The sequence below is a fragment of the Bordetella avium genome (genome assembly GCF_034424645.1).
GTDB lineage: Bacteria > Pseudomonadota > Gammaproteobacteria > Burkholderiales > Burkholderiaceae_B > Bordetella > Bordetella avium.
In genome coordinates this window covers 3,589,974-3,614,959 of sequence record NZ_CP139969.1, presented here as the reverse complement: position 1 = coordinate 3,614,959, position 24,986 = coordinate 3,589,974, and the positions used below count along the sequence as shown (strand labels likewise).

Genomic DNA, 24,986 nt, shown 5'->3' with positions numbered 1-24,986 from the left:
AGCTTTAGTCGTTAGTGGGCAGTCTGGCCCGGAGATTTCATAGCATGTGCGGAATATTTGGTCTGGTCGTTGCCAGGCAATCCACTCTGAAGACCGATGATATTTCGAAGCTGTTGAAGCGGCTGTTCCTGTTGTCGGAGTCCCGTGGCAAAGAGGCTGCCGGGCTTGCCGCGGCTGCCGGACAAACCCTCCGCGTACTGAAATATCCGGTGCCTGCTTCCGAATTGCTCAAGATGCAGGAGTACAAGCGCCAGGTCGAGCAAGCCGTTTCGCAGCGAGACCAGACCGGACTTGGAATCGTTGGTCATGCACGTCTCGTGACGAACGGTCAGCAAGGCGTGGATGCCAATAATCAGCCGGTTGTCCGGGATTCTGTGGTGGTGGTGCATAACGGCATCATCGTCAACGAGGCCGAGATATGGGCCGCCGAGCCACGCTTGAAGAAGCTGGCGCAGGTTGATACTGAAGTCGTGGCTGCGCTGATGAATGATCGTCTGGCGAGAGGGGCTCCGATCGAGCAGGTATGTCGGGAGGTCTTCGGCAAGATTTATGGCGAAGCGTCGCTTGGCGTGTTGTTCGCCGATCGCGATGATCTTCTGCTGGCGACGAACACGGGCTCTTTATATTATTTGCATGCGCCTAAACAGGGTGTGTTTGTCTTTGTGTCGGAATACGTCATCGCCAAGCGTATCCGCGAGGAGATGAAAGAGCACATCGAATTCGGTGATCCGCAGCCTGTTCGTGCCGGACAGGCCATGACCATTCGGATTGAGAGTGCGCAGCCCGGTCCGTTGTTCAGTTTGGGGCTGCCTTATTCACCTGCGGAAACGGCCGCCCCGATTCTGGCGGCGCCGGCGCCCGTGTTGCGCAAGGTGGTCAGCAATGTCGAAGAGCAGCAGCGCCGCTATGCAGGTTTGCGCCGCTGTTCAAAATGTGTGTTGCCAGAAACCATGCCCTTCATCGAGTTCGATGAGCAGGGTGTGTGTAACTACTGCAATAACTACAAGCCGGCCAAGCTGAAGGGCAGGAAGGAACTGGACAAATTATTGGAAAAATACCGTTCCAATAATGGTTCGGCAGATTGCCTGGTGGGTTTTTCAGGTGGCCGTGACAGCAGCTATGGTTTGCATTTGCTGAAAACCGAGCTTGGCATGAATCCCATTGCATACACCTACGATTGGGGGATGGTCACCGATTTGGCGCGCCGTAATCAGGCGCGTTTATGCGGAAAACTCGGCGTAGAGCATATTTGGGTGTCCGCTGATATCAAGCAAAAACGCGCCAACGTGGGTGTCAACGTCAATGCTTGGCTGAAGAACCCGGACCTGGGCATGATTCCGCTATTCATGGCGGGCGACAAGCAGTTCATGTATCACGCCAATCGCCTCATGAAGGAAACCGGTATCAAGTTGATGGTTTATTCCACCAATCATCTTGAGAGAACGGATTTCAAGGTTGGCTTCTGTGGTGTGCGCCCGGCTAGTGCGGGTGTGCAGTTGAACAAGGTTTCAAGCATGCAGAAAGCGCAATTGGCGCTTTACTACATGAAAAATTACCTTGTTAATCCGGGGTATATCAATCAATCGCTGCTTGATACCTTTACCGCTTTTCTCTCGTATTATTTCGTCAACCAGGACTTTCTTTACCTGTTTGACTATCTGGAGTGGGATGAGGCTACGATCAATAAAGTGCTGATCGAGACCTATGATTGGGAGCTCGCGCCCGATACGCCCACCACCTGGCGGATCGGTGACGGCACGGCGCCGTTCTACAACTATATTTATCAAACAGTCGCTGGTTTTACCGAGTATGAGACATTCCGAAGTAATCAGATCCGCGAGGGTGTCATTACTCGGGAAGAAGCTTTTGTGCTGATTGAGAAGGAAAATATTGCACGTATCGACGCCATTCAGGACTATTGCCGGCTGATCGGTGTTGATTTCGATAAGGCGATGCGCGTCATCAATAGCATTCCAAAACTCTACTGAGCGCCATGCCAAATCGCGATTTTACTTTGCAGTCATATATGTCGGTAATCCAGGCCTTGCAAGGCCGTGGCATACCGATATTTGGCGTGCGCGAGTGGTTGGAGCGAGCCCCCTTGACGGGCGCGGTTATCCGGCATGATGTGGATCGCAAGCCGCGTAATGCGCTGCGCATGGCTCAGGCCGAGGCGGCCGCCGGTGTGTCAGCCACCTATTATTTCAGGGTGGTGGGCAGCGCATACGATAAGGGCATCATGCGCGAGGTCGAGGCGCTCGGTCACGAGGTCGGGTATCACTACGAGGATCTCGCACTTACCAAAGGCGATGTCCAGGCAGCCCTGAAGTCATTTGAGACCAATTTGGCAGATCTGCGCCAAGCCGTCTCTGTTGCCACAGTCGCCATGCATGGAAGTCCAATGTCCAGGCACAATAATCTGGATCTCTGGAAACACGCGGACGTAGCGTCTTTTGGCTTGTCCGGCGAAGCATTTCTTACTGTGGACTATACGGGCACCTACTATTTCACCGATACCGGGCGGAGTTGGGGAGCTATTGCGACGAATCTGCGTGACCGTCCTCCCGGGATTCTGGTTCCTGAAGAGATGCCACAGTCCAGCAAACAATTGATTGAGTTCATCGAGAAAACGCATTTTGAGAAGATCGCGCTGTCGGCACATCCGGAGCGTTGGGATAGCTCTCTGCGCGGCTGGATGGTGCAGGGCATGAAGGACCAGCTCATCAATTGCGCAAAAATTGCTGTCAATATGGTGAGGTGAGCATGGCCATACCCATGATAAAAATGGCGGTGATTGGCATTTTGCCGTCACGCTTGAAAGTCGCTTTTTATCGGCTGAGAGGCGCGCGTATCGGTAAAGGCGTAAAAATCGGTTTGTTTTCGGTGCTTCTGGCCGATGACATTGAGATTGGCGACGGAGCAAAGATCGGAGCCTTGTCTTTTGTTCGTTGCCGAAAGCTGCGCCTGGGCAATCGCAGCAAGATAGGTTCGATGGTTGCGATTGATACCGGCGAAGTAAAGCTCGGCCACGATTCGGTCATCATGGAGCAGGTCGTCATTGGCGGAATGCAGACGCCGCGCTCACGCATAGACATCGGTGCCCGGGTAAAGATATTTCCGTATTGTTTTCTGAACCCCACGGAGCCGATTGTTATTGAAGATGAGGTAGGGGTCGGGGGGGCAAACTATCTTTTCACGCACGGTTCCTGGCAATCCGTGCTGGATGGCTACCCCGTGGGATTCGGGCCGATTACGATCCGTAAAGGGGTTTGGTTGCCCTGGCGCGTCTTTATTTTGCCCAATGTGGAGATCGGCGAGTATTGCACGATAGGCGCTGGGGCCATCATCAATAAGAGTATTGCGGCGCACTCATTGGCCGTTGGCGCACCTGCCAAGGTCATTGCCGAGAATGGCGCCTATCGAAAATTGAAAAGCCGGGAAGAGCAGATTGCTCTGGTGCGGACCATTTTGAAAGAAATGGCAGAGTTCTTGCAGTACGAAGGCAAACCCACGCTTTACGAAGAGCGGCCGGACTCCGTCGTGCTCCGGGTTCAGGTGGCGGGTAAAAACAGCGAAATCGTTTTTGTGGAGCAGGTCGCGCACAGCAGCCCGCGCCCCAATGGCGTGCTCATCGCCTTTGACGCAATCCCGGCGGATGTGCGCCAACAGTTGGGTGCGCAACCGTGGTTTGATTTGCAGAGCAAGGATTGCGCTTTTGGCAACGGTTTGCTGTTCGATGAGGTGCGTAATTTCTTCTCACGCTACGGGATTCGTTTTGCGATCGCCGGAGAGCGTGATATCTGAACCCTGGTCCGGGGCGGCATCGTAGGGCTGATATTCCGGAACGATCTGTTTGATGTGCTGCAGAATGTCGCGATGCTCGGCGACATTCAGCATCGACGCCAGGGTTTCGAGTCGTGCATTGAGCACCGCTGGCGGCAGATCGATTTCGTGGGCCTGCATGATGCGAGGGTGTTCGGTTGTTACGGTGTTGCCTGCGATCAGCAGTTCTTCATAGAGTTTTTCTCCGGGGCGTAATCCGGTGATCTTGATTTCAATATCGCCATCGGGTTGTTCGGCACTTCGCAACGTCAGGCCGTACAGGCGGATCATGCGCAGGGCCAGGTCGCGGATATGCACGGGTTCGCCCATATCAAGCACGAAAACGGCGCCCGACTCTCCCATTGAGCCGGCCTGTAGCACCAATTGCGCCGCTTCCGGGATCGTCATGAAGTAGCGCGTGATCTTTTCATGGGTGAGGGTAATGGGTCCGCCCGCCATGATTTGCGCATGAAACAAGGGTACGACGCTACCCGAGCTGCCCAGTACATTGCCAAAGCGCACCATGGAAAAGCGGGTGCCAGTCTGGGTTTTGGCATAGGCTTGCAACACCAGTTCGGCCATGCGCTTTGAAGCTCCCATGACATTGGTCGGCCGTACTGCCTTGTCGGTCGAGATCAGGACAAAGTCGCTGACGTCGCTGTCGATGGCGCATTGTGCGAAGGTCCGTGTGCCAAAGGTGTTGGTACGCAAGCCTTCAGTGATGTTCTCTTCCACGATGGGCACGTGCTTGTACGCGGCAGCGTGATAGACCGTGTGGATATGGTGTTTGCGCATTTGCGCCGTGCAAAGTTCGGCATCCCGTACCGAACCCAGGACACCGGCGATATGGATGCCTTGTTGCCTGCCGAGGGCGCTGAGCTCGCGCTCGATGGCATAAAGTGCTGGTTCGGAAATCTCCAGAAGCACCAGGCTGCGCGGTTTTTGCGCCAGAATCTGGCGGCACAATTCAGAACCGATCGAGCCCCCAGCACCCGAGACCATGACATTGCGGCCAGTCACGCAGCGGCCCAGAAGGCTGGGGATGGGCGCGACGGCATCGCGCCCCAGCAGGTCTTCGACCCGGATATCGCGCAAGCGCGGGCCATTCTGATCCACCAGTTCGCGCAGGCTGGGCACCAGGCGGATACGTAAACGATAGTGTTCGACGGTCTCGACGATTTCACGCAGCCTTGAGCGCGGGATATTGGGCATGGCGATCAGCAACTGGCGCACATCGTATTGCTTGATGAGGTGGTCCAGTGCGCTGACGGGATAAATACGCAGTCCCGCGACGCGCAGGCCCTGTTTGCGCTGGTCGTCATCGATCATGGCGACAGGACGGTAATAGGGCCCGGCCCGCAAAGCGGCGGCCAGCTGCGAGCCTGCGCCTCCACCGCCGTAGATGATGACGGGAATACCGGTGGTTTCGCTTTTTGGATCAAAGCTGAAAAGCAGGCGGCGTCCCAGCCAGCGCAAGCCCAGCAAACCCGAGAGCGCAAGCAGCGCATAAATCGCCAGCACCGCCCGGGACAGACCGACTAATTGCATGAAGGTATTGATGGCCGTCACCAGCATGACGGAGCCGGCCACACCGATCAGGATGCGCAGCACGACATGTTCGTCCATGTAGCGCAGCACGTATTTATACGTGCCCAGCAGCGCTAAGGTGAACAGCCCGCCCGCACAGGCCAGCACGGACAGGATGAGATAAGGCGAGGTCAGATAGAACAGTTCGAATCTGAACCAGAGCGCCAGCTGAAACGCTAGCAACAGGACGAGCGCATCCAGCACCATGTTGAGTGCCTGCTTGGCGCTGCGTGGAAGGTTCAGAAGGCTGCTCTTGAGCAGAAGATGTTTAATCATTACTCCAACGGGTCTGACATGGCCTGCTTGCGGCGGCAGCCGAATTGTAGTGGTGCTGAGAAATATTATGTAAGCAAGGGCTGCCGGCGTGGCAATTGGGCCATCAACACGCCAAGGAATAGCCAAAATGGTTGCAAATAGATAATAGAGCTAGGCGCACAGCCAGCAATGCCTGCGCTGACAAGGCAGATCCGGCCCAGATTATCCAGGCGCAGAAAGAGGTAGCCCAGTAAGAGCAACCAGCCTATGCCGAAATAGAACAGCATTTCGAGCCAGAACATATGAGGGGACGCCCAGGCAGCGCCGGTGTCTGGCCAGGTCAGATTCAATTGCCCGACGCCTTTGCCGGCAATCCACTGCCACCAGGGCATGTGTCTGGCCTGCACATACATCTCGGCGAGGAGTTGCAGCCGCGTGGCCGAGGAGCCGTCGCCGTTTTGCAATGTGATTTGCAGCGGCATAGTCTGGCTTTCGTTCGGGGGCCTTACGGAAGCCGAGGGGGCGAGAGATGGCGCAGGCAGGGGCGCAGCCTCCGCCGCGAGGCCGACTGCCGGCGCGGGTTGCGCGGGCGTGGCGGAGTCGGCTTGCGCTGAACTTGTCGCCAGGGGATTCGTTGCGGGGGGAGGCGAGACCTGTGTGGGCGTTTCCGAGATGGCAGGCAGGGAGAAGCCTTGAAAAGGGCCGGTATGGAGCATCAGGGCGAAAGCGGTGCTGACGATCACGGTCGAGCCTAACCGTAACAACAATTTCAGGCGGTGCTGATCCCGGCTGATCAGCAAATAACCGCCGACGAATACGATAAGACCAAGTAGATCGGCTCGCCGGTTCAGCGCGACGCAGTAGAAACAGGTAATGGCCAGCAAAGGCAGGGAAACTTGGCGCTTTACTAGGGTAAAGATCAAGGTGACCAGGGTCAGTACCGTGGCCATGTCATTGATATTGTCCCAGGGGCCGCCTGTCAGGATGTAGGTGGCGCGGAAACGTTGCGAACCGGTCCAGACATCGAAGATGGGAAAAAGGGCCAGAATGAACCAAAACCCGATCAAGGGCGGCAGCACGGCCAGAAAACGCGAACGGCTGCGCGCCAGCGTTTCGCCGAGCATCATATAGGCCAAGCCAATGGCGAGGATGACGCTGTAGCTGAAATAGCGATTGAGATTGACCGCCCACAAGGCCTGCAGCGCCATCAACAAGACCACGCCGCCAGTGCATTTCAGCGCAAAAGTCTGGCGCAGGGTCGTGCGCAGATCTGGCCCCCGCCATAACGCGAACGCCAGGAAGCACAGGCCCACATGAAATGGGCGCAGTGGCGGGATGATGTAAATGGATGAGCCTGCAAGAGCGAGGGCGAATGCAATTAATGCCGCAGTGTGCGCGGCACTTCGGGAAGCTGGCTGTGTCATGAGCGTGCAGAGGGCGGTGTAGGCGCGCGGCCCGAGTGCTGACCCAGGCCTGCGTTCTCGATGGTGGCCCGATAAGCGGCGAGCATGATGTCTACGCTGTGATTCCAGCTGTACCGTGCATCGACCAGTTGCCGTCCGGCCCGCCCCATGCGTTCGCGCAAAGCGCTATCCATGACGAGTGTGTACAAACATTGGGCGGCGGCCTCGGCATTCTCGCGCGGCACGATGAAGCCGGTGTGCTGGTCTTCAACGATTTCTGCTGGCCCGTCGGCGTCTGATACGACGACGGGCAGCCTACAGGCGCTGGCCTCCAGAATGGCGACCCCGAAGCTGTCTGCCCGGCTGAGCGCCGCGAATATATCCATGCTGCGCAAGGCGTCAGGAACAGCATGGTGCTCAATATGGCCGGCAAACGTGGTGCAATGATCGATGGCAAGATCGCGGGCCTGCTGGCTTAGTGCGTCCAGACGGCTGCCTCGGCCATAAATAAGCAGCTGCAAGCGCTGAGCCAGTGCGGCGTCCTCGGCTTTTATCCGCCGGTAGAGGCGGGCATAGGCTTCCAGGAGGGTGTCGATACCGTAGGTGTCTTCCAGGCTTTTGACGGTGCCGATGCGTAGAGCCTTATCGACATGCCGCTCTGTCAATGTGCCAGGGCTGAACAATTCGGTATCAATGCCGAATGGGGTGATGGTGACGGGAAGCGGGCTTAGCTCTTGCATGCGAGCCGCCATGGCATGGCTGGTGGCGGCCAGACAGGTAGCGCTTTCGAGATTTTTACGCAGCAGCTTTCTGTGCCAAGAACTTCGGGTAGGAAATTCGTAGATGTCGCTACCCCAGGCGGAGAGTAATACGGGGCTAAAGCGCGAGAGTCGGGCCAGCAGGCCATAGCCCGTGGCGTAATGGGCGTTCAGCAGATCCGGTTGCAGACGCTTGAGCAGTTGTCGCAGATAGCGGGCGTTGAGCCGGTAGCCATGCGGGGCTTTCCAGGGCAGGCGATGAAACTCGATGCCATCCGCCAGTGGGCTGTTTGGCGGTTTGATGGAAATCAAGTGGACCTTGAGTCCACGTTGATGCAGGCCATGCACCCATCGCATGGTATGGATGCTGCCGGCGTCGCTTAACAGGGCGACAGAAAGCCGTGAACCAGGCGGAACGTGCAGACTTGCTTGGGATGCGCGCTCGATGCGCTGGTTGTTGTGTGTCATGCAGGTCTGTTTCCCTGAGTCAAGGAAAGCGTGTTCTTCGGGTCTAGTGAAGGTGGTTGCCGTTTGCCGCGCGTCGCCGGGCGCGCTATCTATGCGCTCTTGCCTACGACGGCCGCTACCGTACGCGCCAGAATGACAAGATCGCCGGTAAAACTGCGCTCTCGAACATACTGTGCCTGCAACGCAAGCTTGCGTGGCAGCACCTCTTCGACATAGGCGCGTTCCGGGTCGGCGGCGGCGGCGAGGATGTCGTTCTCGTTGCGAAATACGATAGAAGCCAGATCGGTAATGCCCGGGCGTATGGAGAGTATCGTGCGCCGCATGGCGTCGGGATATTGCGCGACATAGCGCGGCACCTCCGGCCGGGGGCCGACCAAGCTCATGGTGCCTTCAAGCACGTCGATAAGCTGAGCCGTTTCATCGAGTTTCCAGCGCCTGATGTATTCGCCCACTCGTGTAATGCGGCGGTCACCCCCAACCGTGATTTGCGGGCCCGTTCCTGCATCGCTGCGCATGCTGCGAAATTTATGAATGCGAAAAACACGGCCATGCCGGCCGACGCGTTCCTGGCGGAAGAACACCGGACCGGGCGACTCCAGTTTGATGGCGATGGCCAGTATCAAGAATAGCGGCAGGCAAAGCAGCAGCCCGATGCCTGATACCGCAATATCGAAAAGACGCTTGATCACGATTGCAACAAGCTACGTACGGCCTCGATAACGCGATCGACGTCGGCGTCGTTCATTTTGGAGTAGATCGGCAAGCTGACCATGCGCTCATAGGTTGTCTGCGAGGCCGGGAACATGTCAGCGCGCAAGGAATAACGATCACGCCAATAGGGTTGCAGGTGCAACGGCACATAATGCACGCTGCAGCCGATGCCGCGCTCGGACATCCCTGCAATGAAGTCGTCGCGTGCACAGGGGGCATCCGGCGTCAGGCGCAGTACGTAAAGATGCCAAGAATGCAGGTCGCTGGCTTGATAGACGCCACCTGCGGCCAGTTTAGCCGGGCAGGGCGGCAGTTGTACCGGCAGATCGGCGAAAGCGCTGTCATAACGCGCCGCGATGTCGGCACGGCGGTCGCGCATGGCGCGCACTCGCTGCAATTGCACCCGTCCGATGGCAGCGGCCGGATCGGGCAGGTTGTATTTGAATCCGGGCGCGACGATCTCGTAATACCAGGCGGGCTTGCTCGAAGTGAAACGGTCAAAGGCGTCGCGGTCGATGCCGTGCAGACGCATCACGCGGCAACGCTTGGAGAGCTGTGCATTGCGGGTGACCACCATGCCGCCTTCGCCCGTGGCGAGCGTCTTGGTGGCATAGAAGCTGTAGACCGTGGCGTCGCTGCCCAGTTGACCGATCAGCTGGCCGTTCCAGGTACAGGGCAGCGCGTGGGCCGCATCTTCGATGACCCGCAGGCTATGTTTGGCGGCGATCGCCAGAATGGCGCTCATGTCACAGGACAGGCCGCCGTAATGCACGGGGATGATGGCTTTGGTGCGCGGCGTGATGGCCGCTTCGATGGCGGACGGCGAGATGCAGAACGTGGCGGGATCGATGTCAACCAGCACGGGCTCGCCACCCAGATAGCGCACGACTTCGGCACTGGCCGTAAAAGTGTGCGTCGTTGTGATGACTTCATCGCCAGCACCGATGCCGATGGCTTCAAGCGCCAGATGCAGGCCGGCGGTAGCCGAATTGACAGCGATGGCTTCCAGCCCTTCGCCAAGGAATGCGCTGAATTCCTGCTCGAAGGCGCGGGCATTGGGTCCGGTGGTGAGCCATCCCGAACGCATGGCCTGGACGGCGGCGTCGATCTCGGCTTCGCCGATGTCGGGTTGCGCAAAAGGAAGGAATGCCATAACGCCGTATCCGATCAGATGAATAAAGAAAATAGATTGTAGGACATAGCCTGAATAATCGAGACCATGTGCCTAAATCTTATAAGTCAGTGGCTGTTGTTATGTAAGTATTCTTGCTTTCTGGGGCCGGCCTATTTGTATTTATCAGGTGGCAATTTCCAGAAAACGTTGCGCCAGCACCGAGTAGTTGTGATGTTTGAATACAAAATCACGGCCCTTTGCGCCGAGAGCCTGCCGCTCGGCCTCAGGCGTTTCTTGCAGTCGCTGAACGGCCTGAGAGATTCCGGCAATGTCGTTTGAAGCCACAGACAAGCCGCAGCCGGCATCGCGGACCAGGTCATAAGGCGTGTCGGTGGCATGGATGACCGGCAGCCCGGCCAACATATAGTCAAACAGCTTGTTCGGGCTAATCCCGTGGTCGTAAAGCGGGCTATGGCGCCAACCAAGATAGGCCATATCGGCGAGTGCCAGCGCACTGCCGACCTCGGCCTTGGGGACAGGGTCCAGAAAGAGGATGTTCTGCATATCCCGCGCCCGAGTCTGCAAGGCCGATTTTTCCGCGCCCGCTCCCAGCAGGATGAAGCCCGTGGATTGCATTTCGGGCCGCGCGGCGACCTCCAGCAGCACATCCAGGGCGTTGGACACGGCGTGCCCGCCAGCGTAGATACAGGTGCTGCGATACCTGGCTTTGAAGTCCAGTATCTGCTCGCGCAACTCAGGTTTGATCGTTTCCTGCGGCGCTTCGGGGTCGATGCCGTTGGGGATGTGAACAAAGTGCTGCGCCGGCATGCCATGTTGCTGCAAGTAGGCTTTTGTGCCCGGCAAGATGGACACAATGCGGTCTGCGTTGCGGCAGGCGTAGTTCTCCGCCCATTGCATGCTGGCGATCATCGGATGCGCCGCAGAAAAATCGCCCAGCAGCCTGGGCGTTAGCGGCCACAGATCGTGAATTTCATGCACCAGGACCGCGCCAGCCTTGCGTGCGATACGCGCCGCCGGCCAGATATCGTAAGGGTAGGTGGATGAGGCGATGACCATGTGGGGGCGCCAGGCTGCCAGGGCCGGGCCGCGCCGATACACCCCGCCGATAAACTGCGCCATATTCCAGAGCCGGGCGGCACCATTGCCCTGATAAGGCCGTGTGGGGACCCATTGATAGGTCACCCCATCCACATCTTCCTGGGCGGATTGCGGTTGCCGGTAGCGCAGATGGGAGTAATTGCTGGCAAGAATACGGACTTCGTGACCGGACCTGGCCCATTCGCGCGCAAGAAAATACGGCCGGAACTCCATCCCGAGATCTGGCCGTCCTGCGTAGTGATTGATAAGCAGAATCTTCATGGGTCAGGCTAAGCCTGTCATCCGGCGAGGGCCTCGCGCAATACGGCCACAATCTTGTCTTGCGTGGCTTCGTCCAGATCCGGGTGCATAGGCAGGCTGAGCACCTGGTCGGCCAGGAGGTCGGAGTTGGGCGTGCCGTGCTCGCTGGCAAAGTGTTCGTAAGCCGGCTGCTTGTGGATCGGTCGCGGATAGTGGATGGCTGTCGGGATGCCGGCGGCCTTGAGTTGTTCCACGACGGCGGCCCGATTGGGCACGATGACTGTGAATTGCGCCCAAACGCTGTCGCGGTCAGGGCGTACGGTGACCGTGCGCGCGCCGGCTGGCAGATCCGCCAAGAGGGCCTGATAGCGCGCGCCGATGCGTAGGCGTTGTTCGACTTCCCAGTCAAAGCGTTCGAGTTTGCCCAGCACGACCGCGCATTGCAGCGTGTCCATGCGGCCACCCACGCCGATACGGGTGTGATAGTAGCGGGTGGACTGGCCATGTACGCGGATTTCGCGCATGGCCTGGGCGAGCGCATCGTCGTTCGTGAACAGCGCGCCGCCGTCGCCATAACAGCCTAGCGGTTTGCTCGGGAAGAAGCTGGTACAGCCAATGGTGGACAGATTACAGCTCTTCTTGCCCTTGTAGGTCGCGCCAAAGCTCTGTGCAGCGTCTTCAATGACGGTGATGCCGTATTTATCGGCGATGGCGTTGACCTCGTCCATATCGCCGCACTGGCCGTAGAGCGATACCGGAATAATGGCCTTGGTGCGCGGTGTGATGCGCGCTTCGATCTCGTCAACCCGGATATTGCAGGTGTCGGGTTCGACATCGACGAACACCGGCACGGCGCCCAGCAGCGCGATCACCTCGGCAGTCGCCACAAAGGTGAACGACGTCGTGATGACTTCGTCGCCCGCCTTGATACCCAAGGCCATCAAGGCGATGAGCAACGCTTCGGTGCCGGAGGCGACGGTGATGCAATGCTTGGCGCCGGTATAGGCGGACAGGGCCGTTTCGAGTTCTTTGACCTCTGGCCCCATGATGTATTGGCCGTGGTCGAGAACCTGCTGGATGCGCGTGTTGATGGGATCGCGCAGTGCCTGGTACTGTTTTTTCAGATCAATGAATTGCATGAGGGCGTGCTCAGGCCAGTTGGCAGATGCCGTTTTTAAGGAGATAGCGATCGCCTGTATTCGGGCAGACCGTTTCGGCGTCGCCGGTCAGGGGCAGGTCGAGCTGCTCACCGTGGCGGCTCATCCAGCCGATCTGGCGGGCGGGCACGCCCACCATCAAGGCAAAGTCCGGGACGTCTTTGTTGACCACCGCGCCTGCGCCGATGAAGGCGTAGCGGCCAATGGTGGCGCCGCAGACGATGGTGCAATTTGCACCCAGGGTCGCGCCCTGTTTGACCAGGGTGTCGCGGTACTCGTTCTTGCGCTCAATGGCTGCGCGCGGGTTGTAGACATTGGTGAACACCATGCTCGGCCCGCAAAAGACATCATCTTCGATGAAGACATTGTCATAGACCGACACGTTGTTCTGGATCTTGACGCGGTTGCCAATGCGCACGCGATTACCCACGAACACATTCTGCCCTAGCGAACAGTTCTCGCCGATTTCGGCGCCGCCGCAGACGTGAACCCAATGCCAGATCCGGGTGCCTGCGCCGATTTGGGCGCCGGCATCGACAATCGCGCTGGAATGAATGCTCATGTTGACCTCAATCGAGCGGCAGGGGAACGCGCACGCCGTCCCGTGCCGAGCGGTACATGGCGGTGAGCAGCGCCAGCGACTGCAGGCCTTCGCGGCCATCGGTCTCGGGGCTGCATTCGCCGCGCAAGGTGCGAATCACGTTGTCGTAGTACAGGGGATGGCCAAAGCCGTAGACCGAGGTGGTTTCGTAGCTGGCGTCTTTAATCTTTTCGTCATCGGGATGCGGCTCGGCGAATTTCCATTCGTCGATGCGGTTGACGGCCACGCCACCGATTCGAACCGTTCCCTTTTCACCCAGGATGGTGATTGAGCCTTCCAGGTTCTGCGGATAAGTGAGCATGGTCACGTTGATGGAACCCATGGCGCCATGGCGCCAGCGCACTGCCGCGACACCGGTGTCTTCGGCCTCGATGCGCCGAGCCAGCGTGGCGGTATAGGCGTAGACGCTCTCGACGGGTCCGATGAGCCAATCCAGAAGATCGACATAGTGGCTCGCCTGATTCATGAAGGCGCCGCCATCCCATTCCCACTTGCCGCGCCAGCGCGCGGCGTCGTAGTACTCCTGAGGACGGGTCCAGAAGACGTTGACCGTCACCATATAGATGCGGCCGAAGCGATTTTGTTCGACAGCATGTTTGAGCAACTGTAACGTGGCATTGCGGCGATTCTGCTTGACCACGAACAGATGGACCCCGGCATCGTCACAAGCCTTGACCATGCGCTTTCCGTCTTCCCATCGGGTTGCCATCGGCTTTTCGCTGACCACATGGCGGCCGGACTGGGCGACTTCGATGGCCTGCCAGGGATGCAGGCCGGACGGCGTGGCCAGAATGACGGCATCGGCCGTGCTTGCGGCCAGCATTTCAGACAGGGATGAATAGGGTTTGGCGCCGGTGGCTTTAGCGGCGGCGCGCAAGGCGGCCGGGTCCGTGTCGCACACTTCGACCAGTTCGGCGCGCTCATGGTGTTGAGCGATGGCGGCGATGTGATTCTTGGAGATCCGTCCGCAGCCTACCAAGGCAAAACGGATTTTGCGATCAAAAATAGGGGTCATTTGAATGCGATTTTGTATGTATTGTAGGTAACAAGCCTTTTCCGTCGCAGTCAGATTTCTATGGCACGGAATAGCGCGGAATAGTACCGCGAATCAACTATTGTCCCAATAGAGTGAAGGACTGTTCCTTGGTAATAGAAAGAAATAACCCCAGTTGCGCGATCCTATTATCCGCAGTGGTCAGCCTTCATGATGCCCCGGACAGTAATGGGCCACGGCCATGCTTTCGCCACGATGACTCAGGTTTGTGGAGGGTGTCCGGACCTTTGACGCGGCTCTTGTCCACATACCGAGCATGGCTTGTCTGGATGGCGCTGCAAAGTCCTATACTGCGCTCGCTTAGATCAATAAGAGAGGAGACATGCGCATTTTGCTAGTCGAGGACAATCCCGACCTAGGCGATGCCGTGGAGAGCAAGCTGCGCAACGCCGGGCATAGCGTCCAATGGGTGCGCGACGGGTTGGCGGCTGTTCAATGGGGCCAGGCTGAACCCTGGGATGCGCTGTTGCTGGATATTTCACTGCCGGGCAAGGACGGTGATGCGGTGTTGCGTGAGTTGCGAGCGGCGGGTATGGAGTCGCCGGTGCTGGTGATGACCGCGCGCGCCGAGATCGAGGACAAGGTCGATATGCTGGACCTCGGCGCCGATGACTATCTGGTCAAACCTTTTGATCTACGCGAGCTCGAGGCAAGGCTGCGGGCCTTGATGCGGCGTCCCGGCGGCCAGACCTCCAGCGTGGCCATGTTCGGCAATCTGACGCTGGATAGCGCGAACCGGGGTGTATGGGTCAACGGTCAGCCGCTGGAATTGGGCCGCCGCGAGTTCCGCTTGCTGGAGATTTTGCTGACACGGCAGGGACAGACGGTGGCCAAAGAGCGCTTGATGGCTCAGGTGTTTGATGCCGACGACGTTTCGCTCAATGCGCTGGAACTGCTGATTTCGCGCTTGCGTAGAAAACTGGCGGATGCTTCGGTTGACATCGTCACCGTGCGTGGGGTGGGTTATCAGGTGCGTCAAGATGGCGCGGCATGAGGGGTTTTCCATCCGGCGGCGCGTGTTCATCTTGGCCGTCGTGTCTCTGGCTTGCGCATCCATCGCTTTGTTTTTCTTTCTGCGCGCCTACGCGCATCGGGCGGCGGAGCAGGCTTTTGACCGCCTGCTGGCGGCCTCGGCGCTGACTATCGCCGGGTCGGTGCAGATTGACGATGGCGGCGTGACGGTCGAGCCGCCTTATTCCTCTCTGGCCATGTTGCCGCCCCAAGAGCGGGTGTTTTATCAGGTGCTCAATAGTGCAGGCCGGGTGATTACCGGCTATCGCGATCTGGCCCTGAGTCAGCCTTTGGCCGATTCGGCCGTGCCAAGATTTGTGTACGAGCGCTATCACGATGAGCCGATCAGGGTGGCTTCGGTGGGGAGACTTGTCTCGGCCAGCCAGCATGCCGGCTGGGTGACTGTGCGGGTGGCTGAAACCCTGGGTTCGCGTCAGGCATTGGCGGCCGAGATTTTGAATCGCAGCCTATGGCCTTTGATTGTCGTGGTCGGCGTGGCGCTGGCTTTGCTCTGGTTCGGTATTCAGCGGGCCTTTGCGCCCTTGGCCGTGGTCGAGCGCGAGCTGCGCAACCGGGAGCCCGATGATCTGGCGCCGTTGCGCGCGCCGGTTCCGCGGGAGGTGCGGCGCTTATCCGAAGCGCTTAATGCCTTTATGCAGCGGCTATCCACCATGATGGATAGCCTGAATACGCTAGTGGCCGATGCCGCCCATCAGGTGCGCACGCCTTTGGCGTCTCTACGCGCACAGGCCGAGGTGGCGCTCGAAGAGCCGAGCCCGGAACGTCTGCGCGAGCGCGTGGCGCGTATTCACCAGAACGCCACGCAGGCCAGTCAATTGATCAATCAGTTGCTGATGGACGCCACGATCGCGCACCGGCTGGGCCGGGGAGAGCGGCTTGCGGTGGGGGTGGCCGAAACGGTCAATGAAACGCGCCGGCGCATCGGTCCGCTGGACGCGCAACGGCTGAGTATTTCCATCGTGCCAGAGCTTCGCCGGGCGCGCGTCATGGGTGACCGCGTGGCGCTGCGCGAGATGCTGCGCAATCTTGTGGATAACGCCTTGCGCCATGCGCCGGACTCTTTGGTGGAGATCCAGGTTACCCCCGTGGCCGGCTATCGCGTGGCGTTGACGGTGTTAGACCGTGGGCCGGGCATTGCGGCCGGCGATAAAGAGCGGGTGCAGCAGCGCTTCGAGCGCGGATCCAGCCCACAGTCTGGTTCGGGTTTAGGGCTGGCCATTGTGCGCGCCGTGGCGCAGGCCCATGGCGGGGCCTTGGCCTTGCTTGACCGTCCTGGCGGGGGGCTGTTGGCGCGCATTGTGCTGCCGCTGGCCCGGCCGGCTGGGCGTGGCAGGCTGGCGGTGCTGCTGTTGGCCGGCGCGAGTCTTTTCCCTGCGCTTTGGCCCAGCCCGGCGCCGGCGGCCCGCCTCATCCAGGAAAGCCGCTATCCGGCGCCGCGGCCCTCCGGGCGGGTGCTGACGGTGGCGGGGCCGACGGATACCCCTGTGTTCGCGCCACTGGTTGCCGGTTTTCAACAGCAACGCCCGGACGTGACCGTGGTGTACCGTGAAATGGGTAGCCTGGAGTTGTATGAGGCTGCCGTGGCGGGGCAGTTGAAAGATGTCGATGTCTTGATCAGTTCCGCGCCAGATTTGCAGGTTCGCCTGGCCAATGACGGGTATGCCCTGAGCTATGCCTCGCCCTATCTGAGCCAGTTGCCGACCTGGGCGGTTTGGCGCAATGAGGTGTTCGGCTTTACGTTCGAGCCTGCTGTCATCGTCTATAACCCCCGCCGTTTCACGCAGGAGAGCGCACCGCACTCCCGTCAAGCGCTGTTGCGCTTGCTCGAGCGAGAGGGGGCGAGCCTGCGCGGCCGGGTGGCCACCTATGACATCGTAGCCAGCAATGTGGGCTATATGCTGGCCGAGCAGGATGAGCTGGTATCGTCGAATTTCTGGGGGCTGGCCAATGCCTTGGGGCAGGTGGGGGTGCGTCTGTCGCCTAGCACCAATGCGATGCTGGATGCGATTGCGAATGATGAGCTGGACCTGGGCTACAACCTGCTGGGCTCTTATGCGCTGGCCCGTCAGGCGGCAGGTGATCAGATTGGTGTGATTTTGCCGCGCGACTATATGCTGGTGCTGTCGCGTTCGGCTTTGATTGCCCGCAGCGCCCCGAATCCGGATCTGGGCAGGGCGCTGGTCGACTGGCTGTTATCGCCAGCGGGCCAGCAAGTGGCGGCTAGCCATGCCGGCCTGGGCGCCTTGATCCCTGGTACGCCCGGCCCCTGGTCTGCCGATAGCTTGCAGGCGCTTGCGCGCGGCATTGTGCAACCCATCGTCTTGAGTCCGGCGTTGCTGGTTGGGCTGGATCAGCAACGGCAGTCCCGTTTTGTGCAGAACTGGATGCGCCTGGTGACGGACACGCCGGCCGTGCCAAAGTGAGCGGACGGGGGTTTTCCCGGGTGCTCGGCGCGGCGCCATGACAGGACGCTGACAGAGTTCGCCACCTAAGATGCGGACACGCTGGCCGCAGAGCCAGTTCCGATATCTCAATGGAGAAGACAGCCATGTTTGCCAAGTCCTGCGCCGCAACCGCGGTGGCCCTTACGCTGGTGTCTGGCGCGGCCTTCGCGCAGAAGGTCCCTGAAGGCTATCCGGCCGATTATCAGAAGATCATCGATGGCGCCAAGAAAGAGGGCAAGGTCGTGATTTATTCGACGACCGACACCAAGGCGGCCGCGCCTTTGGTTGCGGGCTTCGAAGCCGCATTTCCGGGCGTGAAGGTCGAATACAACGACATGAACAGCACGGAGTTGTACAACCGCTATATCAGCGAACAGGCCTCAGGCAGCGCCAGCAGCGACGTGGTTTGGAGTTCATCCATGGACTCGGCGCTCAAGCTGGCCGTTGATTATGCGATGCAATACAAGTCCGCCGAAGCGCGTTATCTGCCGAGCTGGGCGATCTGGAAAGACAGCGCTTATGGCACGACTTTCGAGCCGGCCGTATTCATCTATAACAAGCGCCTGATTGATGCGGCTGACGTGCCCACCACGCACACGGCTCTGGCCACGCTCATTTCCGGCAATCCTGAGCGTTTCAAGAACAAGGTCACGACCTACGACATCGAGAAATCGGCCGTGGGCTTCATGCTGGCCGTGCAGGATAAGGCCCATCAACCGGATTACTTCAAGAACCTGAGCGAAATCGCCAAGGGCGGCCTGGTCGTGCAGTCGTCGACCGGCACCATGATGGAGCGCGTGTCTTCCGGTGAAAACCTGCTGGGCTACAACATCCTGGGTTCGTATGCCGAAACGCGCGCAAAAAACGATCCGTCCTTGGGTATCTCCTATCCCACCGATTACACCCTGGTGTTGTCGCGCGTGATCTTCCTGAGCAAGAAATCCAAGAACAAGAATGCCGCCAAGCTGTGGCTGGACTATGTTCTGTCCAAGCCGGGCCAGGAAATCCTCGCCAACAAGTCCGATCTGGCATCCATTCGGGATGATATCGAGGGCGATAACGATGTCGACGGCATGACCAAGAAGCTGGGTAAAGCGCTTCAGCCGATTCCGGTCAATGAAACGCTGCTGGAGTATCTGGAGCAAAAGCCGCGCCTTGAGTTCATCAAGGAATGGCGCGCCGCGGCAGCCAAGTAAGACCCACTCAAGCCAGTGGATAGGGGCGGGCGCGCGAGCGTTCGCCCGCGCGGCCGATCGCGCCGCCCATCATCGAAGACAGGATCTTCCATGCAGTCATTGCGCAGAAAATGGCAGTCCTTGCCGCGCGGCATTGTGGTGCTGCTCACGGCATTGGCGATTTACGTGCCGCTTTCCTTCATCATCGTCCAGAGCTTTTTGTCGGCGCCGTTTTTCGCGCCTAGCAAATATTTCAGCCTGGATGCGTTTCGCTTTATTTTCGACGACCCTGATTTCTATAAGGCCTTGAGAACGGGCTTTATCCTCGCCTTCGGTCTGGCTATTATTTCCATTCCCTTGGGCGGGATGCTGGCCTTTCTGATGATACGCACGGATCTGCCCGGCCGGCGCTGGATCGAGCCGCTGATTCTGGTGCCGATTTTCGTCTCGCCTATGGTGCTGGGTTTTGGCTATGTCGTGGCGGCGGGGCCCGTAGGCTTTTTTTCACTCTGGGCGGAACACTTACTGGGCTTTGTGCCCTGGAACGTCTACTCGCTCACCAGCATTGTCATCATTGCCGGCCTGACCCATGTGCCCCATGCCTATCTCTACATTTCCTCGGCCTTGCGCAGCATGGGCTCGGACGTGGAAGAGGCCGCCCGGGTGGCGGGGGCGTCGCCCTTGCGCGTGATGATGTCGGTGAGTTTGCCGATGGTGCGTCCGGCCATGCTGTATGCCACGGTATTGCTGTTCTTTCTGGGCTTGGAAGTGTTCGGCCTGGTGCTGGTGCTCGGCGATCCCGAAGGCAACCTGGTGCTGGCGACCTATCTGTACAAGCTCACCAATAAGCTGGGTATTCCTTCCTACCACTTGATGGCCGCCGTCGCCGTGGTGCTGATCGCCATGACGATTCCGCTGGTCATGCTGCAACGCCGGCTGATGCGTACCGCCAACCGCTTCGTGACCATGAAGGGCAAGGCTTCGCGCGCGCGTCCGCTGCCCTTGGGCCGCTGGCGTTGGGTGGCGGGTGGTGTGGTGGCGTTCTGGCTTCTGGTGACTATTGTCGTGCCCTTGATCGGCGTGTTGTTGCGGGCTTTTGTGTCGAATTGGGGCATGGGGGTTTCGTTGCTGGATGTGCTGTCCTTGGATGCCTTCCGCACGGTGTTTTCGCAGACCAACCTGATCCGCGCCATCGTCAACTCGGTCGCGATCGGTGTGTTCGGCGGCGCGCTGGCCGTGTTCTGCTACCTTTTCATCGGTCTGGCCATGCATCGCAAGCCGGATAACGTGACGCGCTTTCTGGATTACAGCGTGCTGGTGCCGCGCGCCGTGCCGGGCCTGCTGGCGGGTCTGGCCTTTCTGTGGGTATTCCTGTTCGTGCCCATGTGGCTGGAAAATGCGCTTGACCCGGATATGGGCGGCTGGCTGTCCGGTCTGCCTTTTGCCGATTGGGCGCGTGAAAACGTGGTCGAGTGGCTTCGCGCCCTGCGTAGCACCATCTTCAGCGTCTGGCTGGCCTATACGGTGGTGTGGATGGCCTATGGTCTGCGCCTGATTTCGTCCACGCTGTTGCAGGTGGGGCCCGAGCTTGAAGAGGCGGCGCGCAGCACCGGCGCCACGCGCGGGCAGGTGACCCGCCACGTTACGGTGCCGCTGGCGAAATACGGCCTGATCGGCTCCTGGTTGCTGATGTTCCTTATTTTCGAGCGCGAATACTCGACCGGCGTTTACCTGTTGTCGCCCGGTACCGAGACCATTGGTTCCATGCTGGTGTCATTGTGGGCTTCCGGCGCCATCGACATTGTGGCCGCGCTTTCCTTTATCAATATCGTGCTGGTCGTTGTCGGCCTGGGCATCGCTCTGCGTTTCGGAGTCAAACTTCATGATTGAGCTTTCCGTCGAAGATCTGCATCTGGATTACGGCGATAACCCGGTCCTTAAAGGCGTCTCCATGGAGTTGCGCCAAGGAGAGGTGGTGTCGCTTCTTGGCCCATCGGGCAGCGGCAAGACCACGCTGCTGCGTGCGGTTGCGGGCCTGGAAGGGCCCAAGGCCGGCCGCATCAACATTGGCGAGCGTGTGGTGTTCGATGGGGCGAACCGCAAGGAAGTGCCGGCCGAAGATCGCAACCTGGGTTTGGTGTTCCAGTCGTATGCCCTGTGGCCGCACAAGACGGTGTTCGACAACGTCGCCTATCCGCTCAAGTTGCGCGGTGTGCCGGGCGCGGAAGTCCGTCAGCGTGTGCAGGATGTGTTGGATCAGCTTGGCCTGGGCAAACTCGGTCAGCGTCACCCGCATCAACTCTCGGGCGGCCAGCAGCAGCGTGTCGCCATCGGCCGTGCCCTGGTCTACAGCCCGCCGGTCATTCTGCTCGACGAGCCCTTGTCTAACCTGGATGCCAAGCTGCGTGAAGAAGCGCGTGCTTTTCTGCGTGAACTGATCGTGCGCCTAGGCCTGTCGGCGCTCATGGTCACGCACGATCAGAGTGAGGCAATGGCCATCTCGGATCGTATTTTGCTGCTGAACAACGGCAAGATCGAACAGCAGGGTACGCCGCAGGAAATGTACGGTTCGCCCGCCACCCTGTTCACCGCCGAGTTCATGGGCAGCAACAACCGTCTGGACGGCCGGATTACGGAAGTGCGCGATGGCCGCGCCCGCATCGAAGGCAATGGCTGGGTGCTGTGGGGCCATGCTGCCGAGGGCGTCGCCGCCGGCAAGGATGGCACGGCCGTCATTCGCGTTGAGCAGGTACGTCTGCAAGACGACCCGGATGGCAATCATCTGGATTTGCCGCTGATTACCTGCATGTATCTCGGCGATCGTTGGGAGTATCTGTTCCGCGCACAAGATGGCTTGTCTTTGCGCGCCTATGGGCCGCAAGGCCGCCAGCCTGGCACCTGCCGGCTGTCGATGCCTGCGTCCAATGTCTGGGTATTTCCGCGAGACTGAGCGCGAGCGCATCTTGCATCCCCCGGGGAGGGCATCCTCGGGGCGCTTCCCCATTAACCGCCGTCAGGCGGTTTTTTGTTGGAGAAAAGCCTTTCATTTAATAGCGCTTTTCCCTCAAAAACTAGAGATATTCCGAAGAGAAAACGGGAAATAGAAGATAGCCTCTGGCAGGTATGAATTTTAGATTGCGGAACCCACGGGAGTTCCGCCTATGCCCAGTTACCTGTTGCGGCACCATGACCGCCACGGCCTTCCCGGCTATCTGCCGGGCACGATGGAAAGCAGCCAATGGTTTGAGCAGTTGGATTGCGGCAATGTGTTTCGCAATGCGTTCTCCGCCGACTGCTGGATATTGCAGAATAACCAGCGCCCGGTAAGGCAAGCGGGCTACTACGCCAGCGATGTTGTGTTGCAGCAGTATGCGCTGATGAGCACGCGCCATGGTTTCGCGGGTTGTCCGCCACGGCAGCTGCGTTTACAGACCGTGGTCAATGGCAGCGCATTGCGCCTTTTGGGCTGCCCGGGTGTACGTCTTTCGGACTTTCTCAGCGATTGCGAACTGGGCCGCTTCACTGCCCGGGTATTGCAAGGCGCGGGTTTGGTCGCCGATGGCATGGAATGGCGGCCAGACCAGCGCGATTTGCTGCTGTGGCTTAGTGTGCGGCCTTGAATGCGAGGCGGTATTGATGCAATAGCGGCTCGGTGTAGCCGTTGGGTTGGCTGAGGCCCTCAAACACCAGTGCCGTGGCCGCGCGATAGGCATAAGAGGTCGTGAAATGGCCGGCCATCGGCAGATAGCCGGGGTCGCCGGCGTTTTGCTGATCCACCACGGCGGCCATGCGTTCAAAGGTTAGCCGCACCTGGTCCGGGCTGACGACGCCGTGCAGCAGCCAGTTTGCAATATGCTGGCTGGAGATGCGCAGCGTGGCGCGGTCCTCCATGAGGCCTACATTATTGATGTCCGGCACCTTGGAGCACCCCACCCCCTGGTCGATCCAGCGCACGACATATCCCAGGATGCCCTGCACATTGTTGTCGAGCTCATGTTGGATGTCCTGGGCGCTCCAATCGGCCGGATCGCCTACCGGGATGGTCAGCAGGCCGTCCAGCAGCTCGTCGGCCACCTCGGTCAGCCGGGTCTGCTCTAGCGACCGCTGCACGGCCGGGACATCCACTTGGTGATAGTGCAGCGCATGCAGGGTGGCGGCGGTGGGCGAGGGCACCCAGGCGGTGTTGGCGCCGGCCTTGGGGTGCGCGGCCTTCTGTTCCAGCATGGCGGCCATCAGGTCTGGCATGGCCCACATGCCTTTGCCGATTTGTGCCCGGCCGCGCAGGCCACAGTTCAGGCCTACCAATACGTTGTTGCGTTCGTAGGCGGCGATCCAGGCGCTGGATTTCATATCCCCTTTGCGCAGCATGGGGCCGGCCTGCATGACCGAGTGCATTTCGTCGCCCGTGCGATCCAGAAAGCCGGTGTTGATGAAGGCCACGCGGTCGGCTGCAGCGGCAATGCAGGCCTTCAGGTTGAGGCTGGTGCGCCGCTCCTCATCCATGATGCCCATCTTGATGGTGTGGCGCGGCAGGCGGAGCAGGTCTTCGACGCGCGTGAACAAGCTGTCGGCGAAGGCGGTTTCGGCCGGGCCGTGCATCTTCGGCTTGACGATATAGATCGAGCCGGTGCGCGAGTTGCGCCGCTGGGCCAGATCGACCTTGGCGGCTAACGTGGTGATTACGGCGTCCATGATGCCCTCGGGCACTTCGCGGCCATCGCGGTCCAGGATGGCGGGATTGCTCATGAGATGACCGACATTGCGCACAAAAAGCAGGGAGCGGCCAGGCAGCGTCAGGCTTTGGCCATCCGCTGCGGTGTAGCTGCGATCCGCATTCATGCGGCGCGTGAAGGTCTTGCCGTTTTTGGTGACGGATTCGGTCAAGTCACCGCGCATCAGGCCTAGCCAGTTGCGGTAGATATGTGTTTTGTCTTGGGCATCGACTGCGGCGACGGAGTCTTCACAATCCATGATGGTGGTGAGCGCCGATTCCATCAGCAGGTCTTTTACGCCAGCGGGGTCGGTGGCGCCGATGAGATGCTGACGGTCGATCTGGAGCTCGAAATGCAGGCCATTGTGCGCGAGCAAAATGGCCTGCGGCGTGGCGGCGCTGCCTTGATAACCTCTGAATTGCGCGGCCTGTTTCAGTGTGGTTTCACCCTCGGCGGTGGCGATGACAAGCCGTGCATCGCGCACGAAATAGGCGATGGCCTGACGGTGTGAGCCTTGCTCCAGGGGCGCCGCGCTATCGAGAAAGTCCCGGGCGCGTTCAATGACCGCCTGACCGCGCTGGGGGTTGTAGTCCGGTCCGGCACTGCCCGGGATGGCGTCGGTGCCATACAGGGCATCGTACAGGCTGCCCCAGCGGGCATTAACGGCATTCAAGGCATAACGCGCATTGGACATCGGCACGACCAGCTGCGGCCCAGCTTGACGGGCGATCTCGTGATCCACATTCTCGGTTCGCGCACGCACGTCGGCAGGCGGCGCTTGCAGATAGCCGATGTCGCGGAGAAAGGCGCGGTAGGCGGCGGGGTCACGGACCGGGCCCGGGTGGCTGCGATGCCAGCTATCTAGCTCAGCCTGTAAACGATCGCGCTCGGCGAGCAGTTCGCGGTTGCGTGGCCCCAGTTCGTGAATGATGGCCGCAAAGCCTTCCCAGAAAGTCTGGCTGTCCAGGCCGGAGCCGGGTAGGGCTTCGTTTTCGATGAATTGGTAGAGCGAGTTTGCGACCTGAAGGCCAGCGATGCGTGTGGTCATGATGGGAAGAGATGAATGAGTTCAGCCAGATGATCGGCCCTGCTATGGGGCGCTGTCCAGGCATGCGGTGGCTAGTCATAGCAGTTTGTGCGTGGCGGCTGCGCATGATGACCGGGTTTTAGGGTTTTACTTCAGATGCTTGGGATATTGCGACGACCCTGCTGAAAGGCGAGCAACAGCGGTTCATGCCAGTGATGGATTTGCGATGGGAGAGACCAACGGCCTCAGGTGGCCGAAATCGTCGCCGAGCAGTGAGCGGGCGCAGGCCGACCCTGTCAATCGCGTG

19 protein-coding genes are annotated in these 24,986 nt (G+C 59.6%); 9 read left to right on the top strand and 10 right to left on the bottom strand.

All coding sequences use genetic code 11. From position 1 onward, the window contains the following. The first annotated feature begins 44 nt into the window (after positions 1 to 44). The 3 genes from U0029_RS16705 to U0029_RS16695 are packed head-to-tail and all read left to right on the top strand — an operon-like array spanning position 45 to position 3,804. Entirely contained in the window at positions 45 to 1,988 is a 1,944-nt protein-coding gene (locus U0029_RS16705) for a hypothetical protein (RefSeq protein ID WP_114851576.1), read from the top strand. 5 nt (positions 1,989 to 1,993) lie between these two features. After that, complete coding sequence (locus U0029_RS16700; RefSeq protein WP_012415792.1) at positions 1,994 to 2,761, top strand: polysaccharide deacetylase family protein; 768 nt, start codon at positions 1,994 to 1,996, stop codon at positions 2,759 to 2,761. 2 nt (positions 2,762 to 2,763) lie between these two features. After that, the gene (locus U0029_RS16695; protein WP_114851577.1) at positions 2,764 to 3,804 is read left to right on the top strand and encodes an acyltransferase; all 1,041 of its coding nucleotides are present in this window, start codon (positions 2,764 to 2,766) and stop codon (positions 3,802 to 3,804) included. Here U0029_RS16695 and U0029_RS16690 read toward each other — a convergent pair. The 9 genes from U0029_RS16690 to U0029_RS16650 form a co-directional block, all read right to left on the bottom strand. Then, positions 3,757 to 5,685, bottom strand: coding sequence for a polysaccharide biosynthesis protein (locus tag U0029_RS16690; RefSeq protein ID WP_114851578.1), 1,929 nt, complete (start codon positions 5,683 to 5,685; stop codon positions 3,757 to 3,759). The two genes, U0029_RS16695 and U0029_RS16690, sit on opposite strands and share 48 nt — an antisense overlap. A 65-nt stretch (positions 5,686 to 5,750) precedes the next feature. Further along, positions 5,751 to 6,977 (bottom strand): hypothetical protein, encoded by a 1,227-nt coding sequence (locus U0029_RS16685; protein ID WP_114851579.1) that lies wholly within the window; start codon positions 6,975 to 6,977, stop codon positions 5,751 to 5,753. A 107-nt stretch (positions 6,978 to 7,084) separates the two neighbouring features. Then, positions 7,085 to 8,293 (bottom strand): glycosyltransferase family 4 protein, encoded by a 1,209-nt coding sequence (locus U0029_RS16680; RefSeq protein ID WP_012415796.1) that lies wholly within the window; start codon positions 8,291 to 8,293, stop codon positions 7,085 to 7,087. Positions 8,294 to 8,382: 89 nt separating this feature from the next. Then, positions 8,383 to 8,982 carry a sugar transferase gene (locus U0029_RS16675; RefSeq protein ID WP_039051813.1) on the bottom strand — a complete coding sequence of 200 codons (600 nt, stop codon included), beginning with the start codon at positions 8,980 to 8,982 and terminating at the stop codon, positions 8,383 to 8,385. Further along, positions 8,979 to 10,157, bottom strand: a complete 1,179-nt coding sequence (locus U0029_RS16670; protein WP_012415798.1) for a DegT/DnrJ/EryC1/StrS family aminotransferase — start codon at positions 10,155 to 10,157, stop codon at positions 8,979 to 8,981. The genes U0029_RS16675 and U0029_RS16670 overlap by 4 nt, the downstream gene beginning before the upstream one ends. Before the next feature lie 144 nt (positions 10,158 to 10,301). Then, positions 10,302 to 11,498, bottom strand: a complete 1,197-nt coding sequence (locus U0029_RS16665) for a glycosyltransferase family 4 protein (protein WP_012415799.1) — start codon at positions 11,496 to 11,498, stop codon at positions 10,302 to 10,304. 17 nt (positions 11,499 to 11,515) lie between these two features. Continuing rightward, positions 11,516 to 12,616, bottom strand: a complete 1,101-nt coding sequence (locus U0029_RS16660) for a DegT/DnrJ/EryC1/StrS family aminotransferase (RefSeq protein ID WP_114851580.1) — start codon at positions 12,614 to 12,616, stop codon at positions 11,516 to 11,518. 10 nt (positions 12,617 to 12,626) lie between these two features. Beyond that, a complete protein-coding gene (locus U0029_RS16655) occupies positions 12,627 to 13,196 on the bottom strand; it encodes an acyltransferase (protein WP_012415801.1) in 570 nt (189 codons plus the stop codon). A gap of 7 nt (positions 13,197 to 13,203) precedes the next feature. Next, the gene (locus tag U0029_RS16650) at positions 13,204 to 14,250 is read right to left on the bottom strand and encodes a Gfo/Idh/MocA family protein (RefSeq protein ID WP_012415802.1); all 1,047 of its coding nucleotides are present in this window, start codon (positions 14,248 to 14,250) and stop codon (positions 13,204 to 13,206) included. Between the two features lie 361 nt (positions 14,251 to 14,611). On the opposite strand from U0029_RS16650, the gene U0029_RS16645 reads away from it, so the two are divergent. The 6 genes from U0029_RS16645 to U0029_RS16620 all read left to right on the top strand — a co-directional run bounded on the left by U0029_RS16645 (position 14,612) and on the right by U0029_RS16620 (position 22,560). Then, entirely contained in the window at positions 14,612 to 15,283 is a 672-nt protein-coding gene (locus tag U0029_RS16645) for a response regulator transcription factor (protein WP_012415803.1), read from the top strand. Beyond that, positions 15,270 to 17,744 carry a sensor histidine kinase gene (locus tag U0029_RS16640; RefSeq protein WP_039051814.1) on the top strand — a complete coding sequence of 825 codons (2,475 nt, stop codon included), beginning with the start codon at positions 15,270 to 15,272 and terminating at the stop codon, positions 17,742 to 17,744. Before U0029_RS16645 ends, U0029_RS16640 begins: the two co-directional genes overlap by 14 nt. 125 nt (positions 17,745 to 17,869) lie before the next feature. Beyond that, positions 17,870 to 18,961 carry an ABC transporter substrate-binding protein gene (locus U0029_RS16635; protein WP_012415805.1) on the top strand — a complete coding sequence of 364 codons (1,092 nt, stop codon included), beginning with the start codon at positions 17,870 to 17,872 and terminating at the stop codon, positions 18,959 to 18,961. A gap of 90 nt (positions 18,962 to 19,051) precedes the next feature. Beyond that, positions 19,052 to 20,830, top strand: coding sequence for an ABC transporter permease (locus tag U0029_RS16630; protein ID WP_012415806.1), 1,779 nt, complete (start codon positions 19,052 to 19,054; stop codon positions 20,828 to 20,830). Next, the gene (locus U0029_RS16625) at positions 20,823 to 21,890 is read left to right on the top strand and encodes an ABC transporter ATP-binding protein (RefSeq protein WP_012415807.1); all 1,068 of its coding nucleotides are present in this window, start codon (positions 20,823 to 20,825) and stop codon (positions 21,888 to 21,890) included. The genes U0029_RS16630 and U0029_RS16625 overlap by 8 nt, the downstream gene beginning before the upstream one ends. 211 nt (positions 21,891 to 22,101) lie before the next feature. Beyond that, on the top strand, positions 22,102 to 22,560 hold the full coding sequence (locus tag U0029_RS16620) for a hypothetical protein (RefSeq protein ID WP_012415808.1): 459 nt from the start codon (positions 22,102 to 22,104) through the stop codon (positions 22,558 to 22,560). Here the strand turns inward: U0029_RS16620 and U0029_RS16615 are convergent. Next, positions 22,544 to 24,700, bottom strand: a complete 2,157-nt coding sequence (locus U0029_RS16615; protein WP_012415809.1) for a malate synthase G — start codon at positions 24,698 to 24,700, stop codon at positions 22,544 to 22,546. The genes U0029_RS16620 and U0029_RS16615 overlap by 17 nt on opposite strands. Positions 24,701 to 24,986: the final 286 nt, after the last annotated feature.